14 protein-coding genes are annotated in these 14,402 nt (G+C 67.8%); 1 reads left to right on the top strand and 13 read right to left on the bottom strand.

Annotation, left to right across the window (positions count from 1 at the left end):
- Positions 1-2: 2 nt before the first annotated feature.
- From panC to thiC, 12 genes are read right to left on the bottom strand one after another with little or no spacing between them, the layout of a single operon-like run.
- On the bottom strand, positions 3-827 hold the full coding sequence (panC, locus tag HNE04_RS15825; protein WP_172220937.1) for a pantoate--beta-alanine ligase: 825 nt from the start codon (positions 825-827) through the stop codon (positions 3-5).
- Positions 828-834: 7 nt separating this feature from the next.
- Positions 835-1,653 (bottom strand): 3-methyl-2-oxobutanoate hydroxymethyltransferase, encoded by an 819-nt coding sequence (gene panB, locus HNE04_RS15820; protein WP_172220934.1) that lies wholly within the window; start codon positions 1,651-1,653, stop codon positions 835-837.
- Positions 1,650-2,660 (bottom strand): biotin synthase BioB, encoded by a 1,011-nt coding sequence (gene bioB / locus HNE04_RS15815; RefSeq protein ID WP_172220932.1) that lies wholly within the window; start codon positions 2,658-2,660, stop codon positions 1,650-1,652. Before bioB ends, panB begins: the two co-directional genes overlap by 4 nt.
- Positions 2,644-3,882 (bottom strand): 8-amino-7-oxononanoate synthase, encoded by a 1,239-nt coding sequence (gene bioF, locus HNE04_RS15810; protein ID WP_172220930.1) that lies wholly within the window; start codon positions 3,880-3,882, stop codon positions 2,644-2,646. The genes bioB and bioF overlap by 17 nt, the downstream gene beginning before the upstream one ends.
- Positions 3,879-4,544 (bottom strand): dethiobiotin synthase, encoded by a 666-nt coding sequence (bioD, locus tag HNE04_RS15805; protein ID WP_172220928.1) that lies wholly within the window; start codon positions 4,542-4,544, stop codon positions 3,879-3,881. The genes bioF and bioD overlap by 4 nt, the downstream gene beginning before the upstream one ends.
- Positions 4,541-5,866: an adenosylmethionine--8-amino-7-oxononanoate transaminase gene (gene bioA, locus HNE04_RS15800; protein ID WP_172220926.1), complete on the bottom strand. Its 1,326-nt coding sequence runs from the start codon at positions 5,864-5,866 to the stop codon at positions 4,541-4,543. The genes bioD and bioA overlap by 4 nt, the downstream gene beginning before the upstream one ends.
- A 13-nt stretch (positions 5,867-5,879) precedes the next feature.
- Positions 5,880-6,260, bottom strand: a complete 381-nt coding sequence (panD, locus tag HNE04_RS15795; RefSeq protein WP_172220924.1) for an aspartate 1-decarboxylase — start codon at positions 6,258-6,260, stop codon at positions 5,880-5,882.
- Between the two features lie 17 nt (positions 6,261-6,277).
- The gene (gene thiD / locus HNE04_RS28075) at positions 6,278-7,831 is read right to left on the bottom strand and encodes a bifunctional hydroxymethylpyrimidine kinase/phosphomethylpyrimidine kinase (protein ID WP_172220922.1); all 1,554 of its coding nucleotides are present in this window, start codon (positions 7,829-7,831) and stop codon (positions 6,278-6,280) included.
- Positions 7,828-8,604, bottom strand: coding sequence for a thiazole synthase (locus tag HNE04_RS15785; RefSeq protein ID WP_172220920.1), 777 nt, complete (start codon positions 8,602-8,604; stop codon positions 7,828-7,830). The genes thiD and HNE04_RS15785 overlap by 4 nt, the downstream gene beginning before the upstream one ends.
- 2 nt (positions 8,605-8,606) lie before the next feature.
- The gene (gene thiS / locus HNE04_RS15780; protein ID WP_172220919.1) at positions 8,607-8,810 is read right to left on the bottom strand and encodes a sulfur carrier protein ThiS; all 204 of its coding nucleotides are present in this window, start codon (positions 8,808-8,810) and stop codon (positions 8,607-8,609) included.
- Positions 8,807-9,901 carry an FAD-dependent oxidoreductase gene (locus HNE04_RS15775; RefSeq protein ID WP_172220916.1) on the bottom strand — a complete coding sequence of 365 codons (1,095 nt, stop codon included), beginning with the start codon at positions 9,899-9,901 and terminating at the stop codon, positions 8,807-8,809. The genes thiS and HNE04_RS15775 overlap by 4 nt, the downstream gene beginning before the upstream one ends.
- Positions 9,902-9,904: 3 nt before the next feature.
- Positions 9,905-11,761, bottom strand: coding sequence for a phosphomethylpyrimidine synthase ThiC (gene thiC / locus HNE04_RS15770; protein ID WP_172220913.1), 1,857 nt, complete (start codon positions 11,759-11,761; stop codon positions 9,905-9,907).
- Positions 11,762-12,022: 261 nt separating this feature from the next.
- Between thiC and HNE04_RS15765 the strand changes: the two genes are divergently transcribed.
- On the top strand, positions 12,023-13,807 hold the full coding sequence (locus HNE04_RS15765) for a chorismate-binding protein (RefSeq protein WP_172220910.1): 1,785 nt from the start codon (positions 12,023-12,025) through the stop codon (positions 13,805-13,807).
- Between the two features lie 166 nt (positions 13,808-13,973).
- Here the strand turns inward: HNE04_RS15765 and HNE04_RS15760 are convergent, their stop codons facing one another.
- Positions 13,974-14,384, bottom strand: a complete 411-nt coding sequence (locus HNE04_RS15760; RefSeq protein WP_172220907.1) for a nuclear transport factor 2 family protein — start codon at positions 14,382-14,384, stop codon at positions 13,974-13,976.
- Positions 14,385-14,402 lie beyond the last annotated feature (18 nt).

The following is a 14,402-nucleotide window of genomic DNA, read 5'->3' as shown; positions in this document are numbered from 1 at the left end:
TCTCAGAATTCCAGGTTATCGATCAGCCGGGTGTTGCCCAGCTTCGCCGCGCCGAGCACGACCAGTGGATCACCTGCCTGCGGCGCCTGCAGGTCGGTGCGGCGGCGCACGGTCATGTAGTCGGGCTTCCAGCCGCGCGAGAGCAATGTGTTCATCGCCTCGGCCTCGATGGCTGCGAGGTCAGTGGTTCCCGGCTTTGCATGCGCTGCCATGCGTTTGAGCGCGAGCGAGAGCTGCACCGCTTCGTGGCGTTCCGATGCGGACAGGTAACCGTTGCGCGAAGACAGCGCCAATCCGTCCGCTGCGCGTTCCGTTTCGCCGGCCACGATCTCGATGGGCAGCGCGAACTGGCGCACCATGCGGCGAATGACCATCAGCTGCTGGTAGTCCTTCTTGCCGAATACCGCCACGCGCGGCTGCACGCAAGCGAACAGCTTCATCACCACCGTGCTCACGCCGACAAAGAAGCCGGGCCGGAAGTGGCCTTCCAGGATGTCGGCCAGCGCCCCGGGCGGGTGCACCTTGAACGTTTGCGGCTCGGGATAGAGCTCATTCTCCGTGGGCGCGAAGAGCACGTCGCAGCCGGCAGCTTGGAGCTTGGCGCAGTCCGAATCCCAGGTGCGCGGGTAGCTGTCGAAGTCCTCATGCGGCAGGAACTGCAGGCGGTTGACGAAGATGCTGGCCACCGTCACGTCGCCCAGCGGCTTGGCTTTCCTGATCAGGGCAATGTGGCCCTCGTGCAGGTTGCCCATGGTGGGAACGAAGGCGGGCTTGCAATACGCGCCGAGAACGTGGCGCAGGTCGTCGAGGGTGCGGGCTATCTGCATGGGGATCCTAGTAGCTGTGCAGTTCGTCGTTGGGAAAGCTCTGGTTTTTCACGGCCGCCACATAGCGGCGCACCGCCTCCTCCACGCTGGGGCTGTCCTGCATGAAGTTGCGCACGAAGCGCGGCGGCTTGCCGCCGGTGACGCCCAGCATGTCGTGCAGCACCAGCACCTGGCCGCTGCAGCCGACGCCGGCGCCGATACCGATCACCGGGATGGGCAGGGCCGCGCTCACCTCGGCAGCCAGCCCGCGCGGGATGAGTTCCAGCACCAGCATGGCCGCCCCGGCGGCAGCGAGTTCGTTCGCCTGTTCTTTCAGCGTGCGAGCCGCAACGTCGCTGCGGCCCTGGATGCGGTAGCCGCCCAGCGCATGCACCGATTGCGGCGTCAGGCCCAGGTGGGCGCATACCGGGACGCCGCGCTCGGTCAGGAAGCGAACCGTTTCCGCGGTCCAGCCGCCGCCTTCGAGCTTGACCATGTGTGCGCCGGCCTGCATCAAGGTGGTGGCACTTCGCAGCGCCTGTTCGCGCGACTCCTGGTAGCTGCCGAACGGCAGGTCACCCACGACCCAGGCCGTGCGGTTGCCCCGCGCCACGCATTCGGTGTGATAGGCCATCTGCTGCAAGGTCACCGGGACCGTGCTGGGCTGGCCTTGCAACACCATGCCCAGCGAATCGCCGACCAGCAGGCAATCGACGCCGGCGCCATCGAGTAGCCGCGCGAAGCTGGCGTCGTAGCAGGTGAGCATGGCGATCTTCTCGCCGGCGGCGTGCATTTCGCGCAGCCGATGCAGCGTCAGCGGTCTGCGCGATGTCGTCGCTTCCGTCATGCCGGCTGGCCCCGCTTCAGGCCCAGGCGCTGCAGCAGGTCCAGGTCGGCCTGCGTGTCGGGATTGCCCGTGGTCAGCAGCTTGTCGCCATAGAAGATCGAGTTGGCGCCGGCCAGGAAGCACAGCGCCTGCACGGCATCGCCCATCTGCTGGCGGCCGGCTGACAGGCGCACGCGTGCCCGCGGCATGGTGATGCGCGCCACGGCGATGGTGCGCACGAACTCGAACGGGTCCAGCGGCGCCTGCTCCGCCAGCGGCGTGCCCTTCACGCGGACCAGGTGGTTGATGGGCACAGACTCGGGGTAGGGGTCGAGGTTGGCCAGCTGGGCGATCAGGCCGGCGCGCTGCTGCTGCGATTCGCCCATGCCCACGATGCCGCCGCAGCAGACCTTGACGCCGGCGCCGCGAACACGGGCCAGCGTGTCCAGGCGGTCCTGGTACTCGCGGGTGGTGATGATGTCGCCGTAGAAATCGGGCGCGCTGTCCAGGTTGTGGTTGTAGTAGTCCAGGCCGGCCTCCTGGAGTGTTTGCGCGTGACCGTCCTCGAGCATGCCGAGCGTGGCGCAGGTCTCCAGGCCCAGCGATTTCACGGTGGCGACCAGCTCGGCGACTTTCTCGATGTCACGGTCTTTCGGCGCGCGCCAGGCCGCACCCATGCAAAAGCGCGTGGCGCCGGCGTCCTTGGCGCGCTGCGCGGCCTGCAGCACCTCGGCCGGCTCCATCAGCTTGGAGGCCTCCACGCCGGTGTCGTAGCGGGCGGCTTGCGGGCAGTAGCTGCAGTCCTCCGGGCAGCCGCCGGTCTTGATCGACAGCAGCGTCGCGAACTCGACCAGGGTGGGATCGAAGTTTTCGCGGTGCACGGTCTGCGCCCGGTGCAAGAGGTCGGGGAATGGCAGGTCGAACAGCGCCTGCACGGCTTCCTCGCTCCAACGCTGGGCGGCGGCGGGTGTCGCTTCGCGCTCTATCGAGCGGTGCAGGGTGACGGGTTGTTCAAAGGCAGTGGACATCAAGGTTCTCCAGAGACATCTTCAGGATTCGGGGTGCCAGTTCGGCCAGGGCTTGCAGCAATCGGTCTACATCGGCCTCGCTGTGGGCCGCCGACAGCGCGATGCGCAGCCGCGCCGTGCCCTCGGGCACCGTGGGCGGGCGGATGGCCGGCACCCACAGGCCGCGCTCGCGCAGGCCCTCCATCACGGCCAGGGCCTCGTCGTTGGGCCCGATCACCAGGGCCTGGATCGCGGTGGTGGATTCGCCCAGCGTCCAGGGTGTGCCCTGCAGGGCGATGGCCAGGCCTTCGCGCAGCCGCGCGATGAGGCGGCTCAGGTGATCGCGGCGCCACTGTTCGGTTTCGATCAGCGCCAGGCTTTCGCACAGGGCGCTCGCCAACAGCGGCGGCGCGGCCGTGGCAAAGGTGTAGCTGCGGGTCTTTTGCAGCAGCCACTCCACCAGGGCGTCGTCGCCGGCCACGAAGGCACCGGCCACGCCGGCCGCCTTGCCTAGCGTGGCCATGTAGAGCACGCGGCGCGAGGCGTTCGGCCCGGCGAGCTCGAAATGGGCGAGGCTGCCGCGGCCCTGCGGCCCCAGCACGCCGAAGCCATGCGCATCGTCCAGCAGCAAGAGCGCGTCGTAGCGTTCGCACAGGGCCAGCAGCGCGGGGATGTCGGCGATGTCGCCGTCCATGCTGAAGACGGCGTCGCTGATCACCAGCTTGCGCCGCGCCGGGCTTTGCGCCAAGGCCGCTTCGAGGGCGGCCAGGTCACCGTGCGCGTAGCGGTGGATGTGCGCGCGCGACAGGCGGGCGCCATCGATCAGGCAGGCGTGGTTGAGCGCGTCGGAGAACAGTGCATCGCCTTCGCCGACCAGCGCCGGGACGATGCCGATGTTGGTGGCGTAGCCGGCGTAGAAGTACAGCGCGCGCGGCAACTGGGTGAAGCGGGCCAACTCCTCTTCGAGCGCGGCATTAGCCATGCTGTGACCGCTGACCAGGGGCGAGGCGCCCGAGCCCACGCCGAAGGCGCGGGCGCCGGCGCAGGCGGCTTCGACGAGCGCCGGATGGCCGGCCAGACCCAGGTAGTCGTTGCTGCAGAACGCCAGCATCGACTGGCCGTCGACCTGCAGGCGCGCGCCGCCTTCGGGCACGACCACGCGGCGTTTGCGGCGCAGGTGAACGCGATCCAGCTCGGCGATGCGCGCCGGGAATTCATCGATCCAGGAGGGGCTTGTCTTCATGCGGGCGGTAGATTGATGTGGATCGCTCGTGGATCGGGCGAGTCCTGGTAGGCGATATCGGCCAGCAGCGGCGCGGCGAGGCGGCGCTGCAGCCAGGCGATGTTGTCGTCCTGCGCCTGCATGGCGGGATCGATCCGGTTGGCCACCCAGCCCGCCAGCACGAGGCCGCGCGCGCGAATGGCTTCGGCCGTCAGCGCCGCATGGCTCAGGCAGCCCAGCCGCAGGCCGACGACCAGCACCACGGGCAGGGCCAGGGCCTGCGCCAGTTCGGCGCCGGTTTCGGTGTCGGACAGCGGCACGTGAAAGCCGCCCGCGCCTTCCACCACGATGGCGTCGGCGCGCAGCGCCAGCGCGTGGTAGCGGCGGACCAACTCGGCGATATCGATGCGCAAGCCGGCGCGCTGGGCAGCGATATGCGGCGACAGCGGATCGGGCAGCAGGATGGGGTTGTCCAGCTCGGGGAGCACCTGCACCGTGGAGGCCTTACGCAGCGCGAGCGCGTCTTCGCTGGCCCAGGACTCACCCACGCGCACCTGGCCCGCGGCCACCGGCTTCATGCCCACAACGCGCGGATAACGCCCGGCCAGCGCATGCAACAGCGCGGCGGCGACCAGGGTCTTGCCGACGCCGGTGTCGGTACCGGTGATGAAGTAAGAGCTCATGGGCTGCGAGGCTCTTCGGCCAGGGTGGCTTCCAGCGCAGCCAGTGCGCCCTGCGCCAGGCAATGCACGGCTTCCGCATCCAGCACATAGGGCGGCATGGCATAGACAGTGCGGCCGATGGGGCGCAGCAGAGCGCCGCGCGCCATTGCATGGTGGTGGTAGCGGCGCGCGAAGTCGGGCAGCGTCGTCTCGACGTCCCAGGCCCAGATCATGCCGAGGTGGCGCGCGTGGCGCACCCGGGGATGGGTCGAGAGCGGCGCCAGGGCGTCGCTGACCGTTCGGGCCAGGGCCACGTTGCGTGTCAGCACGTCCTGCTGTTCGAAGATCTCCAGCGTCGCCAGCGCTGCGCGGCAGGCCAGGGGGTTGCCGGTGTAGGAGTGGGAATGCAGGAAGCCGCGGGCGACCTCGTCGTCGTAGAAGGCCTGGTAGACCGCGTCGGTCGTCAGCACGGCCGACAGCGGCAGGGTGCCGCCGGTGAGGCCCTTGGACAGGCAGATGAAGTCGGGCCGGATGCCGGCCTGCTGGTGCGCGAACATGGTCCCGGTGCGCCCGAAGCCGGTGGCGATTTCGTCGACCACCAGGTGCACCTGGTAGCGGTCGCACAGCGCGCGCACCAGGCGCAGGTACTCGGGGTCGTGCATGGCCATCCCCGCCGCGCACTGCACCAGCGGCTCGACGATCAGGGCCGCGGTTTGCTCGTGGTGCTCGGCGAGCCAGGCCTCCAGCGCCGCGGCGCAGCGACCGGCCACATCGGCGGCGCTTTCGCCGGCCTGCGCGCCGCGTGCATCGGGGCTGGGCACGGTGGCCGCCAGCCGCACCAGCGGCGCATAGGCCTCGCGGAAGATCGCGATGTCCGTCACAGCCAGCGCGCCCACGGTTTCGCCGTGGTAGCCGCCGGCCAGGCCGATGAAGCGGCTCTTGCCGGCGCGGCCGCTGTTGCGCCAGAAATGCGCGCTCATCTTCAAGGCGATCTCGGTCGCGGAGGCGCCGTCACTCCCGTAGAAAGCATGGCCCAGGCCGGTCAGCGCGCCCAGCCGTTCGGACAGTTCCACCACGGGCGCATGGGTGAAACCGGCCAGCATCACATGGTCGAGCCGGTCCAGCTGGTCGGCCAAGGCGGCCTTGATGTGCGGATGGCTGTGGCCGAACAGGTTGACCCACCAGGAACTGACGGCGTCGAGGTAGCGCTTGCCGTCCACGTCGTACAGCCAGGGCCCTGAAGCGCGGGCGATGGCGATTGGCGGCTGCGCTTCGTGCAGCTTCATTTGCGTGCAGGGATGCCACACGTGCGCCATGCTGCGCATTGCGAGCGAGTTGCTCATCGCGGGGAAGGGATCAGAGCTGCTGAGTTGGCACGAAATTACGCGCGCCCATCTGGCGGTTCGCCTCGTCCACGAACACCAGTTGCGGCTGGTGCTTGGCCACCTGGTCTTCATGCACCTGGGCGAAGGACGCGATGATGATCAGGTCGCCCACGGCGGCGCGGCGGGCGGCCGAGCCGTTGACCGAGATCATGCCGGTGCCGCGCTGGCCCTTGATGGCATAGGTGATGAAGCGCTCGCCATTGTTGATGTTCCAGATGTGGACCTGTTCGTTCTCGGCGATGTTCGCCGCCTCCAGCAGGTTCTCGTCGATGGCACAGGATCCTTCGTAGTGCAATTCGCAGTGCGTGACGGCGACACGATGGATCTTGGACTTCAGCAGGGTGCGGAACATGGGTCTCCTTCGGATGCTTACGGCAAGCTGACAAATGTTGCGGTGCAGCGAATTGTAGTGGCTGCGCGCGACGGGGGATTTTTCGGCCCGGCCAAGGAGGTTGCAATTGCTGCCTGGAGCGCCCGGATCGCGTTTTCGGGCGACGTTGCCGCGGTGATCGCGCTGATGACCGCTACGCCTGCGGCGCCACATTGGGACGCTTTCGCGGCGCGTTCGACGTCCATGCCGCCGATGCCCACCACCGGCACCGGCAGCAGGGCGCACCAGTAGGCCAGGTTGTCGTTGCCCTGGGGAATCCAGGGCATGGCCTTGGCGCCGGTGGGATGGATCGGCCCGCAGGCAATGTAGCTGGGACGCAGGGCCCAGGCGCGGCACACCTCCCAATAGGCGTGGGTGCTCACCCCCAGGCGCAGTCCGGCGTTCGCGATGGCGGCCAGGTCGGTGGTTGCCAGGTCTTCCTGTCCCAGGTGCACACCGTAGGCACCTTCCTCGATGGCTAGCTGCCAGTGGTCGTTGATGAACAGCTGGGCGCCCGCGGCGCGGGCCGCCGCCACGCTGTCGCGAATTTCCTGGCGAAGCGCGGCATGTTTCGGATCCTTGATGCGCAACTGCACCGTGCGCACGCCGGCGTCGAGCACCCGGCGCACCCAGGCCGCGTTGTCGACGATCGCGTAAAGGCCCAGGGCCGGATCCGCCAACGGCGCGAAGGACGGAACGAAATCCTGGCCTGGAATGCTGAAACCGGGCAGGTTCTCGGCCCGCAGCGCAAAGTCGCCGCGCGGCCGCACTGGTCCGGCGCCCGCGCCGGCTGCATAGCCGTGGCGCAGTGCGTGCGTGGTCGCCATCTTCGCCAGCACCAGGGCTTCGATGGCGACGAAGCCGCTGGCCAGGGCGGCGGCTGCACTGGAGGCGAATACACAGCCCGTGCCATGGTTGTGCGACGTTGCAATGCGCGGCAGGCTCAGCCACCCGCTGGCGTGCGGCGTGCTCGCGTAGTCCTCGCTGCAGTCGCCGCTCGAATCGCCGCCCGTGATTGCGAGGGCCCGGCAGCCCATTTCGTGCAGAGCCTTCGCAGCCTGCTCCACGCCGGCACGATCCAGCGGCGCGGCGACGCCCAGTAAGGCGGCGGCTTCGGCCCGGTTGGGAGTTGCCAGCGTGGCGCGCGGCAGCAATTCGGCGCGGTAGGCCTGCAGCAGTTCCTGGTCGGCGAAAGAGGCGCCGGTGCTGGAGCGAAAAACCGGGTCCACCACGAGTGCCAGCGCGGGGTTTTTCTGGCGCAGGCGATCGACCCAAGCCACCAGCACACGAAGGTTGGCAGCACTGCCGAGCAGCCCGGTCTTGATGGCCGCCGGTGGCATGTCGTCCGCCAGCGCCGCGAGTTGGGCATCGAGCAGCGCCGGCGACACTGCATCGATGTGCTGCACGGAGATCGAATTTTGTGCGGTGACCGCGGCCACCACGCTGCAGCCATGCACATCGAAGGCGTCGAAGGCGCGCAGGTCGGCCTGCAAGCCGGCTCCGCCGCCGCTATCGGAGCCTGCCACTGTCCATACGATGGGGGGATTGCTCATAGGACGAAGGGCCTTCCTGTGACAGGCGTGGTCGCCACGGCCATGTCCTGCCGCGCCATGATGCCGGCCTCCCAGGCCAAGCGGCCGGCCTCGATGCCGAGCTTGAAGGCGCGCGCCATTGCCACCGGGTCGTGCGCCTGGGCGACGGCGGAATTCAGCAGCACGGCATCGAAGCCCAGTTCCATCGCCTGCACTGCATCGCGCGGTGAGCCGATGCCTGCATCCACCACCAGTGGAACATCGGGCAGGCGCGAACGCAGCGTGCGCAGCGCGCTGGGGTTGAGCAGGCCCTGGCCTGACCCGATGGGCGCGCCCCAGGGCATGAGGATGCGGCAGCCGGCATCGAGCAGTCGCTGGCAGGTGACCAGGTCGTCGGTGCAGTAGGGGAACACCTCGAAGCCGTCGCGTGCCAGTTCTCCTGCAGCCTGCACCAGCTCGAAGGGGTCGGGCTGCAAGGTGTATTCGTCGCCCACCACTTCCAGCTTGATCCAGTGAGTGCCGAACAGCTCGCGCGCCATCTTTGCCAGCGTGACGGCCTCTCGCGCGGTGCGGCAGCCCGCCGTGTTGGGCAGCAGGCGAGCGCCGGTTTCGCGGATCAGGCGGAAGAAGTCGTTGGGCGCGCCGGCGCTGGCCAGCTGGCGCTTGAGACCGACGGTAACCACCTGCGCGCCCGAGGCCGCGACGGCCTGTTGCAAGACCTGGGGCGAGGGATAGCCAGCGGTGCCGAGGAAGAAGCGGCTTTCGAGTTGAACGCCGCCGATGTTGAAACCCATGGTCAGCCTCCGGTGATGGGTTGGAAGGTGAAGACGGCATCGCCATCGTGAAGCTTGCAGTCGCCACGCGCGTCGCGGGCAACGAACTCGCCGTTGACGGCGGTTGCGAGTGACGGCGGCGGGGCGTCGAGGGCGGCGACCAGGTCAGCCAGCGTTTGGCCCGGTGGCACTTCCCGTGCCGCGCCATTGAGCGTGATGGTGATCATTGCGGGCTCCCCACGGCCGTCATTGCGGGCTCGACCCGCAATCCATGTTGGCGCGCCAAGGTGGATGCCGGATCGGCGTCCGGCATGACAGATACGATCGCGTCCTCCACCAGCGCCGGCGCGATCAACCAGCCATGGCGGAACAGGCCGTTGATGCGGGTCAGGCCGGGTTGCGTTTCGATCTGCGGCAGGTTGTCGGGGAGGGCAGGGCGCAGGTTGGTCTCGCTGTGGACGACCCGTGCCTCGGCCAGTTCCGGCACCACGCTGTGCGCCGCCGCCAGCAGTTCCACCGTGCTGCGCAGCGACACGGGCGAGCGATCCTCGCTCTCGATCTCGCTGGCGCCGACGACGACCATGTCGCCTTCGCGCGGCACCAGGTAAACGCGATGGCGCGGATGCAGCAGCCGCAGCGGCCGGTGCAACCGTAGCCCCGGCGCATGGAGCCAGAAGATTTCGCCGCGAACGCCGCGCACCGGCAGCTCGGGCCGGGCGCCGGTACCGCGCACGTCGAAGACCCAGTCGAAACTTTGCGCCCGGCCGTTCACATGGAAGACTCCGGGTTCGACTCGATCTACTCGCTGCAACCAGTTCCAGCTCACGCCCTGGATTGCCGCCAGCGCGTCCATCGCCTGCACGGTGTGGACTCTGCCTTCACACGGCAGCAGCCACGCATGGGCGGGCCCTTGCACGGCGGGCTCGAGTTCGCGCAGCGCCGCAGGCGCCAACACCTGCGGTTCATAGCCCGGCGGCGCCTTGCGATCCAGCAGGTCCACCACGCGGCGCGCTGCGCCTTCGTCGCCGCGGTGCGCCAGCAGCAAGCTGCCGTCCTGGCTGAACTGCACCGGCTGCTCCAGTTGCGCCAGCAGCTTGGGCCACAGCGCCAGCGAGCGCAGCCCCAGCTCGAACACCTCGCTGTCGGCGCACTCCAGTTCGGCGACGGGACTGAGCATGCCCGCCGCCGTCCAACCCGCAGCGCCACGTGCGTGCGCATCCGGCGCCGGGTCGAACACCTCCACGGAATGTCCCGCGCGCGCCAGCTGAAACGCCAGCAAGCGGCCCAGCAGGCCCGCACCCGCGATGCCGATCTTCATGGCCTAGGCTTTGTTCAACGGGATGTAGATCTCGCTGCCGCCCGCTCTGAACTCGGCGCTCTTTTGCGCCATGCCTTCCTGGGCGGCCGCGTATTCGCGCACTTCCTGCGTGATCTTCATCGAGCAGAACTTCGGGCCGCACATCGAGCAGAAGTGCGCGACCTTGGCGCCATCGGCCGGCAGGGTTTCATCGTGGAAGTCGCGGGCCGTGTCCGGGTCCAGCGACAGGTTGAACTGGTCCTGCCAGCGGAATTCGAAGCGGGCCTTGGACAGGGCCTCGTCGCGCGCCCGCGAAGTCGGGTGTCCCTTTGCCACATCCGCGGCATGAGCCGCGATCTTGTAGGCGATGATGCCCTGCTTGACGTCGTCGCGGTCGGGCAGGCCCAGGTGTTCCTTGGGCGTCACGTAGCACAGCATCGCAGTGCCGAACCAGCCGATCATGGCCGCGCCGATGGCGCTGGAGATGTGGTCGTAGCCCGGCGCGATATCGATGGTCAGCGGGCCCAGCGTGTAGAAGGGCGCTTCGTGGCAGTGCTTGAGCTGCTCGTCCATGTTGGCCTGGATCATGTGCATCGGCACATGGCCCGGTCCCTCGATCATGGTCTGCACGTCGTGCTTCCAGGCGACCTGGGTGAGTTCGCCCAGCGTGCGCAGTTCGGCGAACTGGGCTTCGTCGTTGGCGTCGGCGCCCGAGCCGGGGCGCAGCCCGTCGCCCAGCGAGAAGCTCACGTCGTACTGCTTCATGATGTCGCAGATATCTTCGAAGTGCTCGTACAGGAAGCTTTCCTTGTGATGCGAGATGCACCACTTGGCCATGATCGAGCCTCCGCGCGAGACGATGCCGGTACGGCGGTTGGCGGTGAGGTGAATGAAGGCCAGGCGGATGCCGGCGTGGATGGTGAAGTAGTCCACCCCCTGCTCGGCCTGCTCGACCAGCGTGTCGCGGAAGATTTCCCAGGTGAGGTCTTCGGCCACGCCGCCGACCTTCTCCAGCGCCTGGTAGATCGGCACCGTGCCGATGGGCACGGGCGAGTTGCGCACGATCCAGTCGCGGGTGGTGTGGATGTTCTTGCCGGTGGACAGGTCCATAACGTTGTCGGCGCCCCAGCGGATCGCCCACACCAGCTTCTCCACTTCCTCTTCGATGCTGGAAGTGACAGCCGAGTTGCCGATGTTGGCGTTGATCTTCACCAGGAAGTTGCGGCCGATCGCCATCGGCTCGATTTCGGGATGGTTGATGTTGGCTGGGATGATGGCCCGGCCGCGCGCCACCTCGTCGCGCACGAACTCGGGCGTGATCAGCTGGGGAATCTTCGCACCCATGGGGTTGCCGCGCAGGCGTTCGGCCTTCTCGGAATCCGCCAGATATTCGGCCATCCACTCGCGCTTGCCGTTCTCGCGGATGGCGATGAATTCCATCTCCGGCGTGATGATGCCGCGGCGGGCGTAGTGCATCTGCGTGACGTTCGCGCCGGCCTTGGCGCGGCGTGGCTGGCGTTGCAGCGCCGCGGCTTCGGCTCGCAGCGCCGCGATGCGCTGGGCCTCGCGCTCTTCATGCTTGGTGCCGTCGTCCAGCGCCTTGCGCTCGCGGCCGGTGTACAGCTCGGTATCGCCGCGCGCTTCGATCCAGCCCGCGCGCAGCGCCGGCAGGCCGCGGCGCACGTCGATCTCGGCCGCAGGGTCGGTGTAAGGACCGGAGGTGTCGTACAGCGTCGCGGTCTCGCCGTTAGAGAGCGCCACTTCGCGCATCGGCACCTGCAACTGCGGATGCAGCATGCCGGGAACATGGACCTTGCGGGAAGCGGGGAAGGGCTCGCGCGTGAGGGAGAGCAACTGCGCGAGTTTGTCGGGAGCGTTCATCGGCCAATCCTTTCGGTGCGTGTGTCAACACAGGTGCTCCGAAAGGTGTGGCAGGACTTGAGGCCCCGTGGGGGACCGATGCCTGACAGCTCTTCTTACGCCGGTACTAACCGGTTCAAGTTCTCGGGTTTGGGTCTTGCCATCTCAGCGATTCCGGCCACATGGCCGGGTCGCACCCCGGAGCGAGGCGGATTGTACGGCATCGGTATCATCCGACCTGATCACCATCGAAACCAGCCGCTTCGTGGCTGCGTAACACCATTGCAGGCCTTCATCGATTTCCCGGAGAGCGAGGACGCGCCCGGCCGCTGGCGCGCCCGTTTTGCCGATCCCACGGAGGTGCTCACGGCGTGGCACCCGGGCGAAGTGGAGGCGGTGCTGCGGCGGGTGCAAGCCCACGCCGAGGCCGGCCGCTGGTGCCTGGGCGCGCTGGCTTACGAGGCCGCGGGCGCTTTCGATGCCAGTCTGCCAACCCATGCGCCATTGCCCGGCTGGCCACTGGCGCGCTTTGCGGTGTTCGATCGCGCGTTGCCTTGGGCTGAGACCGGTGAACGCCATTCCGGCAGCCGCTGCACGCCCTGGAGCTTCTCGATGCCGCGTGAGCTCTATGGCCGGCGCGTGGAACGCGCACGGGAAGCCATGGCGGCCGGCGAGTGCTACCAGGTCAACCTGACCGGCGCGCTGGAAGCGGAATTTTCGGGGGACGTGGCGCAGTGGATGGCGCGCATGCAGGCAGCCCAGCCGGGTGGCTACCTGCTCCGGCTCGATTGGGGCGATCAGCAGATTCTGAGCGCCTCGCCCGAGCTGTTCTTCGACTGGCGCCCCCAGCCAGCCGGCGGACGACTGGTCTGCCGGCCGATGAAAGGCACGGCGCCGCGCCACGTCGACCCGGTGCTGGACGAGCAGGCGCGCCGGCAGCTGCTGGAAAGCGCGAAGGAACGCGCCGAGAACGTCATGATCGTCGACCTGCTGCGCAACGACCTGGGTCGCATCGCGCAGCCCGGCAGTGTGCAAGTGCCAAAACTGTTCGAGTTGCAGGCCCTGCCCACGGTCTGGCAGATGACCTCCACGGTCACGGCGCGCACGCGGCCCGGCACCGGCTTGTCCGCTGTATTCGGCGCGCTGTTTCCCTGTGGATCGGTCACCGGCGCGCCCAAGGTCCGCGCCATGCACTGGATCCGTGAACTGGAAGACGGCCCGCGCGGCATTTACTGCGGCGCGATCGGCGTGCTGCGGCCCGGTGGCGCGGCGACCTTCAATGTGCCCATCCGCACCACGACCCTGGAAGCGACGGGCGGCAAGCTGTCCTGGTCGGCCCGCTACGGCGTGGGCAGTGGCGTGACTTTTTGCGCGAACGCGCAGGCCGAGTGGCAGGAGCTGGCAGCCAAAGCGCGCCTGCTCGAACTCTCGACCCAGGCGTTCGACCTGCTGGAAACCTTGCGGCTGGAGGATGGAAACTACTGGCTGATCGAAGCGCATCTGGCCCGCATGGCGCGCAGTGCCGCCTATTTCGGCTTCCCGTGGAATCGCGCCGAAGTTTGGGAACTGCTGCAAGCGCTGGCACAAAGCCACCCCACAAGTACCTACCGCGTGCGGCTCACGCTGGCACCGTCAGGCCGTGCCGATGCCCAAGCCATCGCGATGGAACCCAGCGCCGAGCCCGTGCTGTTTGCGTTGGCCCGACAAGCGCTGGATACCCAGGCGGCGGACCATGAGTTCGTGGTTCACAAGACCACAAGGCGAGACCACTACGAAAGTCGATTGCGCGGCGAGAGCGGCCTGTTCGATACGCTGCTGGTGAACGAACGCGGGGAACTGACGGAGTTCACACGCGGCAACGTGGCGCTCAGGATCGCCGGCAAGTGGCTCACGCCGGCGTTGCACTGCGGCTTGCTCGCCGGAACCTTGCGTGCCGATCTGCTGGCCCGCGGCCGGATCGCCGAGGCGGTGCTGCTGCCGGCCGATCTGGAGCGCGCGGAAGAGGTGGCCTTCTTCAACAGCGTGCGCGGTTGGCTGCGCGCCCAGCTGCTAGTGCGCTCGAAGTAATAGAACTTATCCCATCCTGCATACTCCAACAGCCCTGGAGGCTGGAGCGATGCGAGTTGCCGAGAAGTTCCTTCGGGCCACGATCTCCCGGCGTTCCGGTCGGCAACCAGTCTTCTGCGCGAGTCCGGCTGAGTTCTAGAGTGGAAGATCTCCAGCCATTACATTCCTACGTTGCGGTCGCGCCCTGGGGGTAAGCTGCGGCGACCCGGGCCGTGTCGTACATACAGAGGAAGTTCCGGATCTTGCCCTCGCGTACGACGAACGTCTCGACCAAGCGCGTCCGCCACTCGCGTCCGGTCGCTTTGCAGCGGCAGTGTTCGTGGGCAAGGACGGTCACGAAGTCGCCGTCCGCGTGGAATTCGTCGGGACCGAACTCAATAATCTCGCAGGTGTCGGCGAACTTCTGAAGCGCTTCGCCCATACCTCGGGCTCCCATGTACTTACCGGCGAACGGGATGCCGTTGGCACCCAAGAACTCGACCTCGCAGTCGTTTCCAAAATTGGCGAGGACACCCTGGATATCACCACTACGGAAGAGGTCGTAAACGTTACGGACGATGTCAACACTGGTACTCATGCCAATCCTCCTTTCGGA

It is taken from the genome of Caenimonas soli (genome assembly GCF_013155545.1).
GTDB lineage: Bacteria > Pseudomonadota > Gammaproteobacteria > Burkholderiales > Burkholderiaceae_C > Ramlibacter > Ramlibacter soli.
This window is presented reverse-complemented; position numbering and strand designations above follow the sequence as displayed.